This window comes from Bradyrhizobium sp. P2_E8 (genome assembly GCF_056403875.1).
In genome coordinates this window covers 1-16,385 of record NZ_JBFUES010000040.1, presented here as the reverse complement: position 1 = coordinate 16,385, position 16,385 = coordinate 1, and the positions used below count along the sequence as shown (strand labels likewise).

General features: G+C 64.8%; 18 protein-coding genes. 7 read left to right on the top strand and 11 right to left on the bottom strand.

Annotation, left to right across the window (positions count from 1 at the left end):
• The 6 genes from AC1D00_RS04055 to AC1D00_RS04030 form a co-directional block, all read right to left on the bottom strand.
• Window positions 1–300, bottom strand: coding sequence for a copper-binding protein (locus tag AC1D00_RS04055; RefSeq protein ID WP_135176681.1), 300 nt, complete (start codon window positions 298–300; stop codon window positions 1–3).
• Window positions 301–436: 136 nt separating this feature from the next.
• On the bottom strand, window positions 437–1,051 hold the full coding sequence (locus AC1D00_RS04050; RefSeq protein ID WP_477009756.1) for a hypothetical protein: 615 nt from the start codon (window positions 1,049–1,051) through the stop codon (window positions 437–439).
• Window positions 1,048–1,896, bottom strand: coding sequence for an ABC transporter permease (locus tag AC1D00_RS04045; RefSeq protein WP_027546482.1), 849 nt, complete (start codon window positions 1,894–1,896; stop codon window positions 1,048–1,050). The genes AC1D00_RS04050 and AC1D00_RS04045 overlap by 4 nt, the downstream gene beginning before the upstream one ends.
• The gene (locus tag AC1D00_RS04040) at window positions 1,893–2,702 is read right to left on the bottom strand and encodes an ABC transporter ATP-binding protein (RefSeq protein ID WP_135176678.1); all 810 of its coding nucleotides are present in this window, start codon (window positions 2,700–2,702) and stop codon (window positions 1,893–1,895) included. Before AC1D00_RS04040 ends, AC1D00_RS04045 begins: the two co-directional genes overlap by 4 nt.
• Complete coding sequence (locus tag AC1D00_RS04035) at window positions 2,699–3,667, bottom strand: YVTN family beta-propeller repeat protein (RefSeq protein WP_477009757.1); 969 nt, start codon at window positions 3,665–3,667, stop codon at window positions 2,699–2,701. The genes AC1D00_RS04040 and AC1D00_RS04035 overlap by 4 nt, the downstream gene beginning before the upstream one ends.
• 8 nt (window positions 3,668–3,675) lie before the next feature.
• Window positions 3,676–4,857 carry an ABC transporter substrate-binding protein gene (locus tag AC1D00_RS04030; protein WP_477009755.1) on the bottom strand — a complete coding sequence of 394 codons (1,182 nt, stop codon included), beginning with the start codon at window positions 4,855–4,857 and terminating at the stop codon, window positions 3,676–3,678.
• 59 nt (window positions 4,858–4,916) lie between these two features.
• Here AC1D00_RS04030 and AC1D00_RS04025 point away from each other — a divergent pair, with 59 nt between their 5' ends.
• Window positions 4,917–5,486: a DUF3280 domain-containing protein gene (locus AC1D00_RS04025; protein ID WP_404558193.1), complete on the top strand. Its 570-nt coding sequence runs from the start codon at window positions 4,917–4,919 to the stop codon at window positions 5,484–5,486.
• Window positions 5,487–5,527: 41 nt separating this feature from the next.
• On the opposite strand, the gene fghA is transcribed toward AC1D00_RS04025, so the two are convergent.
• Complete coding sequence (gene fghA, locus AC1D00_RS04020) at window positions 5,528–6,373, bottom strand: S-formylglutathione hydrolase (protein ID WP_477009754.1); 846 nt, start codon at window positions 6,371–6,373, stop codon at window positions 5,528–5,530.
• A 78-nt stretch (window positions 6,374–6,451) separates the two neighbouring features.
• Window positions 6,452–7,072, bottom strand: coding sequence for a response regulator (locus AC1D00_RS04015; RefSeq protein WP_477009753.1), 621 nt, complete (start codon window positions 7,070–7,072; stop codon window positions 6,452–6,454).
• A 210-nt stretch (window positions 7,073–7,282) separates the two neighbouring features.
• Between AC1D00_RS04015 and AC1D00_RS04010 the strand changes: the two genes are divergently transcribed.
• From AC1D00_RS04010 to AC1D00_RS03995, 4 genes are all read left to right on the top strand, one after another.
• On the top strand, window positions 7,283–8,641 hold the full coding sequence (locus tag AC1D00_RS04010) for a histidine kinase (RefSeq protein ID WP_404558191.1): 1,359 nt from the start codon (window positions 7,283–7,285) through the stop codon (window positions 8,639–8,641).
• Window positions 8,642–8,790: 149 nt separating this feature from the next.
• Window positions 8,791–11,262: a TonB-dependent receptor gene (locus AC1D00_RS04005; protein WP_477009752.1), complete on the top strand. Its 2,472-nt coding sequence runs from the start codon at window positions 8,791–8,793 to the stop codon at window positions 11,260–11,262.
• A 135-nt stretch (window positions 11,263–11,397) separates the two neighbouring features.
• Window positions 11,398–11,694 (top strand): hypothetical protein, encoded by a 297-nt coding sequence (locus AC1D00_RS04000; RefSeq protein ID WP_477009751.1) that lies wholly within the window; start codon window positions 11,398–11,400, stop codon window positions 11,692–11,694.
• Window positions 11,691–11,924, top strand: a complete 234-nt coding sequence (locus tag AC1D00_RS03995; RefSeq protein WP_027546492.1) for a hypothetical protein — start codon at window positions 11,691–11,693, stop codon at window positions 11,922–11,924. The genes AC1D00_RS04000 and AC1D00_RS03995 overlap by 4 nt, the downstream gene beginning before the upstream one ends.
• A gap of 90 nt (window positions 11,925–12,014) precedes the next feature.
• Here AC1D00_RS03995 and AC1D00_RS03990 read toward each other — a convergent pair whose 3' ends face one another.
• Complete coding sequence (locus AC1D00_RS03990; protein ID WP_477009750.1) at window positions 12,015–12,833, bottom strand: phytanoyl-CoA dioxygenase family protein; 819 nt, start codon at window positions 12,831–12,833, stop codon at window positions 12,015–12,017.
• Window positions 12,834–13,325: 492 nt separating this feature from the next.
• Between AC1D00_RS03990 and AC1D00_RS03985 the strand changes: the two genes are divergently transcribed.
• Both AC1D00_RS03985 and AC1D00_RS03980 read left to right on the top strand, forming a co-directional pair.
• Window positions 13,326–13,493, top strand: coding sequence for a hypothetical protein (locus AC1D00_RS03985; RefSeq protein ID WP_165448169.1), 168 nt, complete (start codon window positions 13,326–13,328; stop codon window positions 13,491–13,493).
• A 60-nt stretch (window positions 13,494–13,553) separates the two neighbouring features.
• Window positions 13,554–13,961 (top strand): hypothetical protein, encoded by a 408-nt coding sequence (locus AC1D00_RS03980; protein WP_404558186.1) that lies wholly within the window; start codon window positions 13,554–13,556, stop codon window positions 13,959–13,961.
• A 137-nt stretch (window positions 13,962–14,098) separates the two neighbouring features.
• Here the strand turns inward: AC1D00_RS03980 and AC1D00_RS03975 are convergent, their stop codons facing one another.
• Complete coding sequence (locus AC1D00_RS03975; protein ID WP_477009749.1) at window positions 14,099–15,871, bottom strand: S8 family serine peptidase; 1,773 nt, start codon at window positions 15,869–15,871, stop codon at window positions 14,099–14,101.
• Between the two features lie 19 nt (window positions 15,872–15,890).
• On the bottom strand, window positions 15,891–16,349 hold the full coding sequence (locus tag AC1D00_RS03970) for a hypothetical protein (RefSeq protein ID WP_477009748.1): 459 nt from the start codon (window positions 16,347–16,349) through the stop codon (window positions 15,891–15,893).
• Window positions 16,350–16,385: the final 36 nt, after the last annotated feature.

The window sequence follows — 16,385 nt, the reverse complement described above, 5'->3', positions numbered from 1 at the left end:
CTACTGCTTCTGCAGCTTGGTCAGCGTCCCGGTGCCGTTATTGTCCGTCGCAGAGTAGCTCACCCTGTCGCCGGCATGGACGGAATCCAGCATCGCGGCATCCTTGGTCTTGTACTCCTGGAGCGCGCCGGCGCCGCCCGCGCTGCCGCCGACCGTTCCCTTCTGCGTCTGCTGGATCGAGATCGTGCCGTTGAGACGGTCGATCCTGGTGACCATTCCGGTCATGTCGTCAGCAAAAGCGCTGGATCCGAGCATGCTGAGGACCGCAGCGCCTGCGAGGATAAATCTGGTGGTTCCCATCGAGGCCTCCCGGCATTTCGAGATTCACATCGACAAGACATCCTAGAGCGATTTGGTTCCGGCAGATAGCGTTGCAAACGTTAACAGTCGCAATGAGATCGCGGGAACTTCTGCGGAGTCGTCAGCGAGGTTGACGCTATTCCATTTCCTGCTGGATCACGCGGCCGAGCGCGAACAGGCGCTGGTCGATCGAGGTCGGAACCTCGCACACGAACCGCACCACCTTGTGGCGGTCCTCGAAAATGCGCGTCTTCCAGATCAGCTCGTTGCTGAGCGCCTCGACCTTCGCCTCGTCGCGCGGTGTCACCCCCTGGAGGGCCTGGAGCGCCAGCGTCTCCTCGCGGATATTGTCGGCGGCGTCGCGCTGCTTGCGGCTGACACGTTCGAGCCCGACCATGACCTGGGCGCGCTGGGCGTTCAGGGTCTCGAACAGGCCGGCGAAGAGGAGCTTTGCGTTCGTGGTCTTGTCGGTGGCGGAGCCGGCCAGGAATTCCTTCACCGATTTCTCGGCCTCGTCCAGCGGCGTCTTGCGCGCCGACAGCTTTGAGACCAGCGCGCTGACCTTGGCATCGTCCTTCCACTTGGTCTGGACATCGTCGAGCGCAGGCCCAGCCCAGACCGCGGCGAGCGAGATCTCCGGCACTTTCGCCTGCGTGCACGGCCAGTCCGGATAGCGCGGATCGACCGCGTGCGCGGCCGTGCCCGTGGCGGCGAGCGCCAGAACGGCCATGGTCACGATCCGAACCTTCATCCTTCGCCTCCCGCAGGGCCCCGTCGCGCCAGCCCGCGCGAGGGATCATAGGCCAGAATCGCGCCGATCATGAAGACGATTGTGCAGCTCGCAACCACCGCCAGCGAGATCCAGTTGACCTGTCCGTACAGCGCGAAACGGATCAGCTCGACCGCATGGGTGAACGGATTGGCCTCGCAGAGATAGTACAGATACGGGCTGCCCTCCTGCACCCGCCAGAGCGGGTAGAGCGCCGACGATGCAAAGAACATCGGGAAGATCACGAAGTTCATCACGCCGGCGAAGTTCTCCAGCTGCTTGATGCCGGAGGAGATCAGCATGCCGAGCGAGCCCAGCATCAGTCCGGACAGGATCAGCGCGGGCAGCACGGTGAGGTAGCCGGATGATGGCGGGGTGATGTCCCAGAACCACGCGATCAGGAGGAACGCATAGACCTGGAGCAGCGACACCGCGGTGCCCGCGAGCAGCTTGCAGAACAACAGGAAGCCGCGCGGCAGCGGGCTCACCAGCAGCGTGCGCATATTGCCCATCTCGCGGTCATAGACCATCGAGAGCGAGGACTGCATGCCGTTGAAGAGCTGGATCATCGCCATCAGCCCCGGCGCGATATAGACCTCGTAGAGGATGTAGGTCTCGTAGGGCGGGATGATGGAGATGCCGAGCACCTGGCGGAAGCCGGCGGCGAAGATGAACAGCCACACCAAGGGGCGCACCAGCGCCGAGACGAAGCGCTCGCGCTGATGCAGGAAGCGCAAGCCCTCGCGCCAGACAATGCCGGTGAGGCAGGTCATGTACTCCTGGAACGAGAAGCCGCGCGGCGCCTCGCGGGTGGTGATGCTGCTCATGCGCCGCCTCCCGGCATCACTTGCGCGCCGGTCAGGCGCATGAAGGCGGTGTTGACGTCCTGTGCGCCGGCTTCGGTGACGACGCGGCTCATCGGCCCCTGCGCCAGCACCTTGCCCTGGTGCAGCACCACGAGATCGTCCCCGGCCATGATCTCGTCGAACAGATGCGTGGCCCAGAGCACGCCGATGCCTTGCTCGGTGACGAGCTGGCGGACGTGGCTGATGATGTCGGCGCGCGCCTTGACGTCGAGGCCGACGGTCGGCTCGTCCAGCAGCAACAGGCGCGGCCGGTGCAGCAGCGCGCGTGCGATCTCGAGCCGCCGCATCTGGCCGCCGGAGAGATCGCGCACCTTGCTGCCGGCGCGCTCGGAGAGGCCGATGCGGCCTAGCAGCTCGGCGCTGCGCGCGGCGGCCTCGCGGCGGCTGATGCCGTGCAGGGCTGCGTGATAGAGCAGGTTCTGCGTCAGCGACAGATCGAGATCGAGCGTGCGCGGCTGGAACACGACGCCGAGCAGCCGCAGCGCCTCGCCGGGGCTCTTGCTGACGTCGTGACCGAAAATGCCGACGCGGCCGGACTGGATGCCGAACAGCCGCGTGATGAGCGAGAACAGCGTGCTCTTGCCGGCACCGTTGAGGCCGAGCAGCGCGGTGAAGCTCGCCGGCTGCACGTTGAAGGAGACGTCCATCAGCGCCCGGCGCTGGCCATAGGCGTGGCTGACAGCGTCGATCGACAGCGCCGGCACCGCCGCCGGATCTAGCTTCGGCGCGCTCTCGCGTGGTTCGGCGATGGGGGCGGGACTGGTCATGGCGCGATCGTGATGCCCCAGGGCAGTTCGCCCACCTGAATGGTCTTGATCACCTTTTGCGCGGCGACGTCGATCACGGAAACATCGTTCGACACGCCGTTGGTGGTGAGCAGGTATTTTTCGTCCGGCGTGAACGCCATGTGCCAGACCCGCTGCCCGACCAGCAGGTATTTCGTCACCTTGCGCGAGGCGACATCGACCACGGCGATACGGTTGGCGGGACCGAGTGCGACGAAGGCGGTCTTGTCGTCCCTGGTCATGCCGATGCCGACCGGCTGGATGGCCTCTTTCCGCAGGCCCGGAATCTCGAACGTGACCTTGCCGATCACCTCGTGCTTCCTGGGATCGATGATCGAGACCGTGCCGCCGATCTCCGAGGACACCCACAATTCGGACGCGTCGTRCTTGAACTCGGCAAAGCGCGGCCGCGCGTCGACCAGCACGTTGGCGACGATCTGGCGCGAGGTGGTGTCGATGAAATGCGCCATGTTGGTCGTCTCGGACGTGTTGATCAGCGTCTTGCCGTCGGGGCTGATGGTCATGCCCTCGGGCTCGACGCCGACCTGGATGTCGCCGAGGCGGGCGCGCTTTTCGAGATCGATCACGGTCACGGTGTTGTCGKTCTCGTTGGCGACGTAGAGGATCTTGCCGGCGGCATCCTGGGCGAACAATTCGGGGTCGGGGCCGGAGGGCAGGCTGTCCACGATGCTCTGCGTCTTGGCGTCGATCACCTGGATGGTGTCGTCGTCGCCGACCGCGACCATCACGAACTTGCCGTCGCGGGTGAAGTCGATGCCGCGCGGGCGCTGGCCGACCTTGATGGTCTTGGTCACCGTCCAGCTGTCGGTGTCGATCACCGAAACCGTGTTGCTCTTCTCGTTCGAGACATAGGCGATGAAGGCATGCGCGGGCGCCGCCGCAAGCGCCAGTCCGGAGAGAAGCCCAACACGCCACATGCGCGACATCCGTGTCCTCACTTCAATTTGCATTTGCTCTCCGGACGGTCATAGCCGAGCGTGTCGAGCTCGGAGACCTGGTGCAGAAAACCCTCCTGCGGCGAAACCGAGACCACCATGCGGCCGTCGACCAGCAGGATCGGCTGGCGCAGCTGGAGATTCCAGTCACGCAGCGTCAGCCGCGTGCCCTTGAAGGCGGCGACGGAAAAATCCGGCCCCTTGATGAAATCGGCGACCTTTTTCACATCGCCGGAATTGGTGCGCGAGGTGGCTTCGCCGATCATGCGCACCGCCGTCCAGGCCTGCATGTCGAGCGCCGTCATCCGCCGCGAATTCAGCTTGATGAAACGGTTCTGCATCTGGATTGCGCCCCACTGGTCCTGCGCGGCGTCCCAGCTGCGCGGCACGAGGCCCGCCGAGCCGGCCACGGGCCGCGGATCCCAGGTGCGATAGGGCAGGTAGGCGCCGAACACCTCGCTCTCGTCGGCGGCGACCAGCACGTCATAGGCGGGGGCCTGTTGCGTGAACACCGGCATCTGGCGCTGGATCAGCGTCACGCCCGAGTCGGTGCGGCGCGCACCGCCGGCGTCTTCAAACGTGCGCTCCTGCACGATCTTGGCGCCGAACCGCGTGGCGGTGCGCCTCAGCGCGTCGGCGAACAGCTTGTCCTCGTCGTGCGAGCCGACCACCAGCAGCCAGCGCTTCCACTGCTTCCACACCAGATACTGGCCGAGCGCATCGGCCAGCATCGCGCGCGTCGGCGCGGTGTGGATGACATTGGCGCGGCAATCGGCCTCGCGCAGCCGCTCGTCGATCGCGCCGGCGTTGAACAGCAGCGTGCCGCGCTCGCGCAAGGCATCCGAGACCTTCAGCAGCGCGTCGGCCGGCAGGTCGGCGATGATGAAGCCGTTTTTCTCGGCAAGCGCAGTCGCAGCCTGGACCGGATCTTCGCCTTCCCTGATGCGGCGCTCCTCCAGCGTAAAGCGCTGGCCCAGGAATTTTCCCGTCGTGTTGTTGTCCTCGATGGCGAGGCGCGCGCCCGCAACGCCGTCATTCTCCGCGGGCTGCTCGACCAGCGACAGCGTCGATCTGGTGCCGGCGATTCCGAGATAGCCGACGCCGATCATGACAGGGTCGGCCGCGAACGCGCTCGTCGCAGCAAGACCCAGGCCGATCAGGCCGACCAACCATCGGATCATGTTTCCTCCAAACGTCCTCCCCGGCTTGACCGCCGATGGAGAATTGTCTCTGCTAAAGCATGACCGATTTGTCAGGCCATGCAACCCCGCATTTCGTCCTCGCGACGCGAGGACGCGGAATCACGATCATGCGAGCGCTGCTGTGTTTCGCCGCTTTGCTGTTGACGGGCTCGGTCGCGCTCGCCGATCCGCCGAAGCTCGCCGTGTTCGATTTCGAGCTGATCGACACCAGCCTGCCCGGCGAGTTCTACGGCTCCAAGCCGGAGCTGGTACGGCTCGATCGCATCAGCGAGCAGCTGCGCAAGGAGCTGGCTGATTCCGGCCGGTTCCAGGTGCTCGACATCGCGCCGGTCAGGGACGCCGCCCGTCACGCCAATCTGCAGGCCTGCGGCGGCTGCGACCTCAAGCTCGCCGGGCAGCTGGGTGCCGACCTGGAGATCACCGGCATGGTGCAGAAGGTCTCGAACCTGATCATCAACCTCAACATCTACCTGCGCGACGTCAAGACCGGCGCCATGATCACGGCGGCGAGCGCCGACATGCGCGGCAACACCGACGAATCCTGGACGCGCACGATGAGCTACCTGATCCGCAACCGGTTGCTGGCGCCGAATTACGGCAGGCCGTGAGATCTTCGCCCCTCCCCGCGTGCGGGGAGAGGGAGAAGACATCACCCCTTCAATCTCTCCGCGTGCCAGTTGAGATGTTCGCCCATGAAGGTCGAGATGAAATAATAGCTGTGGTCGTAGCCGGCCTGCCGTCGCAGCGTCAGCGGGATGCTCGCTTTCGTGCAGGCGGCTTGCAGCAGCTCCGGCTTGAGCTGCTCCTTCAGGAAATTGTCGGCATCGCCGACGTCGACCAGGAAGCCCGAGAATTTCGCGCCGTCCTCGATCAGCGCCACGGTGTCGTGACCGCGCCAATTGTCCTTGTTCGGCCCGAGATAGCCGGTCAGCGCCTTGATGCCCCAGGGCACCTGCGACGGTGCCACGATCGGCGCGAACGCGCTCGCCGCGCGATAGCGGTGCGGATTGCGCAGCGCCACCGTCAGCGCACCGTGGCCGCCCATCGAATGGCCCATCACCGACTGCCGCCTGGCATCGACCGGAAAGTTCTCGGCGACCAGCTTCGGCAGCTCGGCGGTGACGTAGCTCCACATGCGATAGTTGCGTGCGAACGGCTCCTGCGTCGCGTCGACATAGAAGCCGGCGCCCAGGCCGAAATCATAGGCATTGTTGGGATCGCCCGGGACGTCCGGCCCGCGCGGTGAGGTGTCGGGCGCGACGAAGATCAGGCCGAGCTCGGCGCAGGCTTTGCGGAATTCACCCTTCTCGGTGACGTTGGCATGCGTGCAGGTGAGGCCGGACAGATACCAGACCACGGGAAGCTTGGCGCCGTCCGCATGCGGGGGRACGTAGACCGAGAACACCATGTCGGTTCCGGTCGCCTGGCTCGCATGGCGGTACACGCCCTGCACGCCGCCGTAGGATTTGTTGGTCGAGACAGTCTGAATCGTCATGCCCTAAGCTCCAGTGGCACTTAACCACATCAACATTGCAACGCTTGTGTGACCGAATGTGTGGCGGCCGCCCGCGCGTCAGGCGACGCCGCTGTCGATCGCCAGCCGCACCAGCTCGACCGAGGTCTTGACCCCGAGCTTCTGGCGCATGATCGACGAGGTGTTGGCGACCGTCTTGTAGGACGACTGCACCAGCCAGGCGATCTCGGACAGGCTCTTTCCGGCGCTGAGCAGCCGCAGGATCTCTATCTCGCGCGCGTTCAGCTTGGACAGCGGGCTTTGCGCCAGCGCCGGCCCAGCGAAGGCGATGCTGCGCGCGATCGCGCTCGGAAGGTAAGTGCCGCCGCCTCCGACGGTGCGGATCGCCTCGACGAGATCGTCGGGGTCGCCGGTCTTGGAGACGTAGCCCTTGGCGCCGCACTCGATCGCGCGCGCGGCGAAAGCAGGGTCGTCGTTCATGCTGAACATGATGATGCGGGCCTCGGGCGCGCGCTCGAGGATGCGGCGCGCCAGCTCGAAGCCGGAGACGGTCGGCAGGTTGATGTCGATGACGCAGAGGTCGGGGCGCTCGACGATGAAGACGCATTCGCCGTCTTCGGCGTCGGCGGCCTCCAGGATCTCGATCTCGCCCTCGTCGGCCAGCACGGCACGGCAGCCGGAGGCCAYGATGGGATGATCGTCGACGATCAGAATGCGCATAGGCGTTCCCCGCGACAGCGCGTTCCCCGTGATAGAACCTGCCTGTTTTGCGCCGCATGATACCGGACAGGAGAGCCACGCGCGTCTCATGTCGCCTCATGCAACCCGGCCGGGATTGCTGTACGCTTTCGATTAGATATCGGGCGCTTCGCCTCTGTCAACGTCATCGGACAGGTGCAGGCCAGGCTTTGCAAGTAGCAGGCGACACCAATGTGGCAAAATCTATCCTTGCGCGCGCGCATCAACCTGCTGCTGGCGCTTTTGCTGGCGCTGGGGCTCGCCGTCAACATCGGCCGCCAGGTCACGGAGGCGGGGCCGCGGGTGCAGGCCGAGGACCAGAGCGTGATCCGGCTCGCGCGCGAATTCATCGAGATGATCGTCGCGGACCTGAACGAGGCGCCCGATCCGGATGCGAGGCTGAACCAGATCGCGCGCGATCTCAGCCGGCTGCGCCATGTCAGCATCGCGCTTCACGATTCCGGCGGGAACCCGCTGACGCCACCCCGGCCCGACGCCGATGACGACACGCGCGGGCCGCCGGCCTGGTTCGTCAGCTTGGTTCATCCCGAGCAGACCGCGGTCAGCGTGCCCGTCTCGATCCATGGCAGGCCCGGCTCGCTGCGGATCACCTCGCATCCGGACGACGAGATCGCCGAGATCTGGGACGGCATCGTGACCCAGCTCGAGGTCGGCTCGGTGATCGCGCTCGCGCTGTTCCTGGTGATGATGAATGTGGTCGGCCGGGCGCTGGCGCCGCTCCAGTCGCTGGCGGAGGCGATGACCGAGCTCGAGGGCGGGCACTATGAGGCGCGCGTCGCGCCGGGCGGCGCGCCCGAGCTCGCGGCGATCTGCACCAAGCTCAACCATCTTGCGGCAACGCTCGGTGAGGCGGTCGAGGACAAGCGGCGCCTTGCCGAGCGCGCGGTGTCGCTCCAGGACGTGGAGCGCAAGGAGATCGCGCGCGAGCTGCATGACGAGTTCGGGCCGTATCTGTTCTCGCTGCGCGCCCATGCCAGCGCGCTGGCGAAGCTCGCGGACGGGCGGGCGCCGAGCGCGGAGGCGGTGCGCAAGCACGGCAGCGCCTTGCTGGAGCAGATCAACGCGCTGCAGCAGTTCACCCGCCGCGTGCTGGAGCGGCTGCGTCCCGTCGGCCTCGCCGAACTCGGCCTCGGCCAGGCGCTCGAATCGCTGTCGCGGCTGTGGCGGGAGTCGCATCCCGACGTCACGATCCAGACCACGATCTCGTCCGGGCTCGGGGCGACCGGAGAGACCGCCGACCTCACCATCTACCGCGTCGTGCAGGAGGCGCTCACCAACGTGTTCCGCCATGCCGGCGCGACGGCGGTCAATGTCGTCATCGAGCCGGCAGAGCAGGTCACGCGCGATGGCCGCTGCTGTGCCCGGGTGCGGGTCAGCGACAATGGCCGCGGCATGGAGCCGGGCCAGAAGCTGGGCTTCGGCCTCGTCGGCATGCGCGAGCGGATTCTGGCGCTGGGCGGCACGCTCAACGTCGTCTCCGGCGACGGCGGCTTGACCGTCGAGGCGCTGGTGCCGACGGCGGCGACCTGATCGGGAAAAATTCCCGATTTCGTCGGGAAAACGGGTGCGGATATCGCCCGACCTTTTGTGGCTGGCGCGTGAGCTGCCGCCGAATACACTCGTCTCGACCAAATGGCGAAAAATCAAAACAGCCGGCGGTCACGGATGGGAAGGCTGGGATGGGCACGCGTCATTGGTTCAAGCGTCGTTTGTGGATGGCCTCGGTTTCGACGGGGCTGCTGTCGGGGCTGGTCCTTGCAGGCCCTGCCGGGGCTGCGCAGGATGAGGAGACCAACGTTCAGAACCTGCCGCCGGTCGAGGTGACGGCGCCGCCGCCCGCGACGACAAGGCGCAACGTATCGTCGCGGCCGGTGGCGCAAGCGGGGGCATCGTCGTCGAACCGCCCCAAGACACGCATCTACGTCTACCCGACCGCGCCGGGCACCGGCAGGGGTCTCGATGTCGACAAGGTTCCGTCGGCGATCAACGCGGTCGATGCCAACCAGATCAGGCGAACCGGCTCGCTCAACGTCACCGACGCGCTGCGCGACAACATCGCCGGCGTCAACATCAGCGAAGTCACCGGCAATCCGTTTCAGCCGGATGTCGAATTCCGCGGCTTTGTCGCCTCGCCGGTGACGGGCACGCCGCAGGGCCTTGCCGTGTACCAGAACGGCGTCCGCATCAACGAAGCCTTCTCGGACGCCGTCAACTGGGACCTGATCCCGACCGCCGCGATCAGGTCGGTGACGCTCGTGACCAACAACCCCGCCTTCGGCCTCAATGCGCTGGGCGGCGCGCTCAACCTGCAAATGAAGGACGGCTTCACCTATCAGGGCGCCGAGCTCGACGTCATGGGTGGCTCGTTCGGCCGTATCCAGGGCTCGGCGCAATGGGGCAAGCAGGTCGACAAGAATTACGGCGTCTACGCCGCGCTCGAAGGCCTGCGCGATAACGGTTTTCGCAACTTCTCCCAATCAACCGTGCGGCGCTTCTACGGCGATGTCGGCTACAAGGCCGGCGACAGCGAATTCCACGCCAACATGGGGGTGGCCAAGAACGATTTCGGCGCCAGCGCCACCGTTCCGGCCGAGTTGCTCGACAAATACTGGGGCGCGACCTACACGACGCCGCAGACCACCTCCAACCGCGTCGGCTATCTCAACCTTACCGGCAAGGTCGATGCGACGCCGACCTGGACGCTCGAAGGCACCGCCCATGTGCGCCGGTACGAGCAGAAGCTGGTCGATGGCAACCCGACCGACGTGCAGGAGTGCGCCATCGCGGGGCTCTTGTGCTTCGGCGACGATACGACGCCGGCGAATGGCACGAACGGCGTGCAGCTTGCCAATCCGTTTCCTTCGGGGACCATCCTCGGCGAGATCGATCGCAGCTCGATACGGTCGACCACCTTCGGCGTGTCGGGGCAGGCCACCAACACCGATCAGCTGCTCGGGCACGACAACCGCTTCGTGGTGGGCGCAACCTATGACGCCAGCGTCACGCGCTACGACGCCACCGCCGAGATCGGTTCGATCGGAGAAAACTACGTCGTCAGCGGTAGCGGCGTCTTCCTGGGCGCGACCGGCACGCCAGCCCCCGTTGCCGGTCCCGTCTCGCTGCGGACCGTCAACCAATATAACGGCCTCTACGCGATGGACACGTTCAATATCACCGATGCCTTCGCCGTCACCGGCGGCGGCCGCTTCAACGTGGCGCGCATCACACTGGAGGACCAGCTCGGCACCGATCTCAACGGCGATCACACCTTCACCCGCTTCAATCCGGTGATCGGCGGCACCTACAAGATCACGCCCGAGCTGACCGCCTATGCCGGCTATTCCGAGGCCAATCGCGTGCCGACGCCGCTCGAGCTCGGCTGCGCCGATCCAATCCGTCCCTGTCTGATCGCGGCGTTTCTCGTCTCGGATCCGCCATTGAAGCAGGTCGTGTCCAAGACCGTGGAAGCGGGCCTGCGCGGCAGCAAGGAGCTGAACATCGGCACGCTCGGATGGAAGATCGGCGGCTTCCGTGCCACCAATTATGACGACATCGTCGCCGTTCCTGCGGTCGGACGCACCGGCTTCGGCTACTTCTCCAATGTCGGCCGGACCAGGCGGCAAGGCCTCGAGGCCGAGGTCAACATCAAGTCGCCCACTTTGCAATTCCAGGCGAGCTATGCTTTCGTCGACGCACGCTTCCTCGACGCGCTCGAACTCGGCTCGGAGAGCCCGTTCAGGGACCCTGTGACCGAGACCATCCACGTCTCGCCCGGCAACCAGATCCCGGCGATCCCGCGCCACCGCGTCAAGCTGGGCGTCGACTACAACGTCACCGACGTCTGGAAAGTCGGCGGCAATGCGCTGTTCGTCTCCGGCCAGTATCTCGTCGGCGACGAGTCCAACCAATACACGAAACTGCCGTCCTATACGGTGTTCAATCTCCACACCTCGTACCAGGTCACCAAGAACATCCAGCTCTACGGCAAGGTCGACAACATCTTCGACAAGCGCTACGCGACCTACGGACAGTTCTTCGACACTGGTGCCGTGCCCAACTTCACCAATGGCGGCAACGCCTTCACCGACCCGCGCTCGCTCAGCCCGGCAAGGCCGCGCGCGTTCTATGCGGGGATGCGGGTGACGTTCTGAACTCGGCGCGGCGAAGCGGATCTACCTGTCGCCAAGCCTGTCATGGGTGTCGGGACTGGCCCGTTCTACCTTAGGCCGATTGACACAATGTTCATGATTTGTTCTTATGCTGACCGTCCAGCCAAGGAGCGAGCCATGGACAACCGCATCAATGAAATCCGCAGAGTCATCAGAGCGTTACGTGTCAGCATGCGTGAGGCCGAAGCGATCATGCATGAACAGATCAACCGGGACGAGGACTGCACTTTCGTGGCCCACGAGGTCATGAAGATGCGCACCGTGATGAGCGGGCTTGTCCAGGGGGCCGCGCTTGGTGACACCGACCCGATTGTCGTCGCCAGCCTCTTCATTCCCCGCCGGCGGCCAACGCCGCCGCGCGGCCATGTCGAGAAGCGCCGTCTTGTCCCGCCGCGAGAGGTGGCACAGGCATGAAGGGCGAGAGGCCGACCTACTTCTCCGACATGCAGGAGCCGCCGGAATTCCTGAAGGCGCTCGATCATGCGCGGCGCCTGTCATGCTACGAAGGCTGGTGCCGGATGCACATCGAGGCCATCCAGGTCGCGATCGATCAGTACGCGGAGGCGGCTCTCGGCAATCGGGAGTTCTTCCTCAACAAGCCGCACAGCATCGGCGGAAGTCGCAAGGCCGGCGACGTGCCGTGAGGTCAGAGACCGTGCCGGTAATGATTGAGCGAACGTCGTTGGCGTTGAAGACTTTTAGCCRCTGGGCCGACGCCTCGGGGCCGGTCGGAGTTATTCCGCCAAGCCGCCCCCCTGAAGAGCCTGCCGAATCGCGATCTCAACTGGTGAATAATTGCCGTCCACCCGCTCGAGCCGGATGGGTTCCGAGGGATGCAGCGGCGGCTGGGCCATGAATCGCGGCGCCGTCCCTTGGTGGCGCTGCCCGGCGTGCACGAGGAACGGATGGCACAGGTAGACAGTGCCGGCTTCACCCGTCGCCAGCGCCTCGGGCCGCTCGGCTCCCATCCAACCCTGCGCCATTTCCGTTTGCGACATCCCAGTCTCGCCCGCTGGCGCGAGGAAGCGTGCCATGTCGATGTGTGATCCCACCCTTATCCGCGTTGGGGCGTCGCGTGGGCCGACGTCGGAGAACAGGAACAGCATCAACAGGGCGCGGCCGCGCGACCTCACATTCGCGCGCCGCTCATTCGAATCGCCGCCATCGGGGGAAAAGCTTGTATCGATGTGCCAACCGTCGTCTCCGGGCTCATCCGGATGGGGGAAGCGTACGACAAACGTGCCCCCGAAGCCCAGCGAGCCCAGGCGCCAGCGGCCCTCGCCGACGATCTGATCGAACGCGGCGTGCAGCACCGGCGTGCGCTCCGCCTTCAGGAACGGCGCGTCCTTGTAGCCGGAAAGCCGGATGACCGGTTTTGTCCAGGTCGCCTGATTGTGGGGATCGCAGCCGGTATCGCGCCACAGGATGGTGCGGGCCTCGTCGGCAAGCTCGCGCGGAAACGCCCGGTCGATACGGACGAATCCGTCGCGAATGAATTGTTGTATCTGATCATCGCTGAGTGCGCGCATCGACTCATGTTCATCAACAGGCATGAATATCCTCATATCGTTATAGGCCGGTCACCTGTCGCCGCGTGATGCGACGTTGGGTGCGGCTCATCGGTCCAAGAATGTGGGATGGGCGGCCAGGCAGTTGCCCAGCACGCTCTTGTCTTCCACCCGCTCGAAGCAGGCGCCGCTGTTAACGGCTGAGGAAGAAGACCGAGACGATATCGGATGTGCGGATCATCATGATGTTTTAGCGTAGCACAGATAGGTTTGAAGCATCAACGAACGGCTTGAGGCCAGCGGTGCAAGACTCAAAGACAAGAGTCCGCACCTGGCCTCTTGGCTGACGTCGAGGCGCTCCTGGGCGACGTCGGCTTTTTGACCCGTGGCAAAGCCGCGCCCGGCCAACTCCGCTTTTCCAAGCCAAATATTGACGCCGTGTTGCTCTTAACCGATCGGAAACCATGGCAAATGATCCGAAAATTTTAACGAAACTGTTCGGCTGTCTCCGCGTCGGTTTACCGGAGGGCCCGTCTGATGACAGAGCACCAGTTGAGAGAACAGGAATCCCGGATCGCGCGTTATCGGCATCTGGAACGGGAAGTGACCGACCCGCTTGCCGCGTGTCTGCTTCATAGCATCATCGAGGATCTTGAAGCCGAGCTGCGCAGGGACCGACCGGATTGGCACGGGCCGCGCGATTAACGCTTTCTTAGCGCTAATGGTGCGGATTGTTTGTGGGGGAATACCAGGGAGACGCCTCCCATGCTGAAGGATGGCACCTACACGGCGTGGTACAAGACGCCCCTCGATCAGGGGACCGGTATCGTCCATGTCGCCGACGGCCAGATCTGGGGCCGTGACAGCCTGATGACGTATCACGGCTCCTGCAAGGTCGACGGCGATCGCTTCACCGCAACCGTGTTGACGAAGCGTCATACCGATGGACGTGCGACGGTCTTCGGCATCGATGATGAGCTCACGCTGGACATCGAGGGACACTGCCCCGGCAAGATCGCGACTTACACGGCGACGGCACAACAAGTGCCGGGAATGATCCTGCAGGGAACGCTCATTCTGACGGAACAGCAGCAGCCGGCACCTGAACAAGCCGGACAGGTCCCCGCGTTCAATCCCGGCAAGCTTCCAAAGCTGCCGAAGCGCTCGCGCTGATCGCGGGAGCCATCGCCGGCCGGCCGGGGCGCCCGCATCCATATGTCGCGGCCCTTGCAGCGCAATTCTGCATCCGGCGCGGGCCCTTATGCAGGCTTGGGCGCGACGTTCTAGGACTGCGGGGTCCCGATCATCCCCTAAGGTCCTTCCGCTAGACCCGCGAGCGCCATGGCTGCTCTGAGTTCTTGCACCGTCGCTGTTTCCGCGCCGGTAGCCTGGAACGCCAGAGGGGCCGGATTCAGCGGAAGCCGCGTCACGTTGGCCGGGCCGCGCGGCGGCTCGAATCTCATCGCCTGGCTTGCGCTGAATGGAATCCGATCGAGCTGCCGAATAGCGTTGCGCATTTCGCGCAATCCGGCATTCAGAGGCATGGCGAGGGGCCGCTGATCGGATCGGACGCCGAGTGCGCGGGCTGCATCCGGCAACCCGGCCCCGGTCTGCCATGGATGGCCAATGGGCTGCGCAGTATCCTTCAGAATTTGGAACAGCCGTTCGACCCGGTGGCCATCCTTTGCGGCGAAGCTGCCCTTGAAGTCGGCGTGGTCGGCGAGGATCAAGGCTGCAAGCGCGGTGACGTAAGCCGCTGCAAGCGAGGTGCCGTCGCAGACCGCGTAGCCGTCCGGCGACTGGCAGGCAATGACCGCAACACCGGGCGCGCACAGGTCGAGTTCGGACCCGCGGCAGGAAAACGGCGGTACAAACAACCCACCCGCCGCCGCAGTGGCGGCTGCGGCCTGCGCCGCCTGGAGACTGTCTTCCGGGAAGCTTCCCACCTGTCCGACCGCACCGACCGCTACGACATGCGGAGAACAGGCCGGAAACAGTATGCCCTCTCCGGAGTTGCCGGCGGCAGCGATGATGCTGACGCCTTGCTGCTTGGCCATGGCAATGTGCCGCTCAACCAGCACGGAGCCGCGCTCGCAACCGACTCCGATGCACGCCACGTCGATGCCGTATTGCAGGCAATCATCGAGCGCCGCGATCAGGTCGCTGCAACGGGCATCTGGGGGAAGCTTGCAAACATGCAGCTCGCTGTCCGGGGCGTAGCCGCGGATGCCGTAATCTGCCTGTGCTGCCGCATTGATGATGCCTGCGCAAGGTGTGCCGTGGCCAGTGACGTCCTTCGACCATAAGCGATCTTCGCCACTTCGGGCATCGATACCGTGCTTGATGTGAGCCAATTGCTTGTGGCTGGTCGTCACGCCGCTGTCGATGAGCGCGATCTTGACGTCGGCTCCACGGCAGTGGTCGGGAACCTGATCGAAGCGCATCGCTTCGCCGCCCCAATCCAGCCGGCCGGGTAACGGCAACGGTTTCAGGGTGAGGGTGTTCACCGCATCGGCCTCGATATAGGGCTGCTGTTGCCACAACCCCCAATGGCCGGAGCGTGGGCTGACGAAAATGGCGGCGACTGTTTCCGGCACTTCGTCGCGCAGCGCAAGATCAACGTTGCCATCGCGGTCCGTCCGTCCTTGAGCTGACGCCTGCCCGCCAACGAGCCGTACAATGGCCTGTTCCACAGGCGCTCCGGCTTCGCTGAGGACCCGGATCGTCACCGTCAAGTCCGGCCCGAGCGCGGTCATCGTCGTGGTCGGGATCAAAGAGGAGGTTGGCCCGGCAAAGGATGCTGCTCGCAGATGGCTGTCCGGCTCGATGATAAGGCTACCTCCCGTGGAACGGCGCAGGGCCTCGGCGGTTTCGTCAGGCATGCGCACGATCGCAATTGGCGGGCCGCTGACGCCGCGCTGGTCGTGGGTCCACAGGATGTTGCCGAACCGATTCAATTGTTCGGCCAGCGTTTGAGCACTGATGCCGGCGCCCGCTGGCGCGATCATGTATTGAGTGGTGCGCACTGGCTTGCGTCGATTGTCGCTCGAGGTCGGTCGCGCATCATCTGGACTTGTTGCCATGGCGTGGCCTCCGTTGATTTCAGTGGATAGAAGATTGCGTGCGATCGATCGAAGCCTGTCGCGGTAACGGAAGGCGGGGATCGGCTGCGCGGGCGGCTTCGATCGCGCGATAGGCGAAATAGATCAGGTTGAAGGCCTGCGGAAAATCCCGCTCGGTAAACTTGTTGGCTGCCTGGGTGACGATCGAGACGCAGTTTTCCAGGCCCGCATGCTGTGCCGCGTTGGCCTCGAGATAGGCGGAGAGCGAGCGCAGCGATTCCGCGATCATGTCTCCGATCATGTTTTCCGCAGCCTGATGATCGAGCACCGGGCTCGGCATCGGGAAGTTGCCGGGCATGGTTCGGAACGGCTGCTCGAACGGTTGCGACTGCAGGCGCAAGAGCAGCGGCATCAAATTGCTGAGCAGGCCCACGAGCTGCTGAATGTCTGAGGAGTGGCGATGTGACGCGGATGCGGCGGAGGCATTGGAATCCGACATGAGGGTTCTCCTTCGGAGGAAGCATGCGCAACGGCA

Coding starts and splice junctions, on each gene's coding strand:
- AC1D00_RS04055 (WP_135176681.1), bottom strand. CDS start 300: ATGGGAACCACCAGATTTATCCTCGCAGGCGCTGCGGTCCTCAGCATG.
- AC1D00_RS04050 (WP_477009756.1), bottom strand. CDS start 1,051: ATGAAGGTTCGGATCGTGACCATGGCCGTTCTGGCGCTCGCCGCCACG.
- AC1D00_RS04045 (WP_027546482.1), bottom strand. CDS start 1,896: ATGAGCAGCATCACCACCCGCGAGGCGCCGCGCGGCTTCTCGTTCCAG.
- AC1D00_RS04040 (WP_135176678.1), bottom strand. CDS start 2,702: ATGACCAGTCCCGCCCCCATCGCCGAACCACGCGAGAGCGCGCCGAAG.
- AC1D00_RS04030 (WP_477009755.1), bottom strand. CDS start 4,857: ATGATCCGATGGTTGGTCGGCCTGATCGGCCTGGGTCTTGCTGCGACG.
- AC1D00_RS04025 (WP_404558193.1), top strand. CDS start 4,917: ATGACCGATTTGTCAGGCCATGCAACCCCGCATTTCGTCCTCGCGACG.
- AC1D00_RS04010 (WP_404558191.1), top strand. CDS start 7,283: ATGTGGCAAAATCTATCCTTGCGCGCGCGCATCAACCTGCTGCTGGCG.
- AC1D00_RS04005 (WP_477009752.1), top strand. CDS start 8,791: ATGGGCACGCGTCATTGGTTCAAGCGTCGTTTGTGGATGGCCTCGGTT.
- AC1D00_RS04000 (WP_477009751.1), top strand. CDS start 11,398: ATGGACAACCGCATCAATGAAATCCGCAGAGTCATCAGAGCGTTACGT.
- AC1D00_RS03995 (WP_027546492.1), top strand. CDS start 11,691: ATGAAGGGCGAGAGGCCGACCTACTTCTCCGACATGCAGGAGCCGCCG.
- AC1D00_RS03990 (WP_477009750.1), bottom strand. CDS start 12,833: ATGCCTGTTGATGAACATGAGTCGATGCGCGCACTCAGCGATGATCAG.
- AC1D00_RS03985 (WP_165448169.1), top strand. CDS start 13,326: ATGACAGAGCACCAGTTGAGAGAACAGGAATCCCGGATCGCGCGTTAT.
- AC1D00_RS03980 (WP_404558186.1), top strand. CDS start 13,554: ATGCTGAAGGATGGCACCTACACGGCGTGGTACAAGACGCCCCTCGAT.
- AC1D00_RS03975 (WP_477009749.1), bottom strand. CDS start 15,871: ATGGCAACAAGTCCAGATGATGCGCGACCGACCTCGAGCGACAATCGA.
- AC1D00_RS03970 (WP_477009748.1), bottom strand. CDS start 16,349: ATGTCGGATTCCAATGCCTCCGCCGCATCCGCGTCACATCGCCACTCC.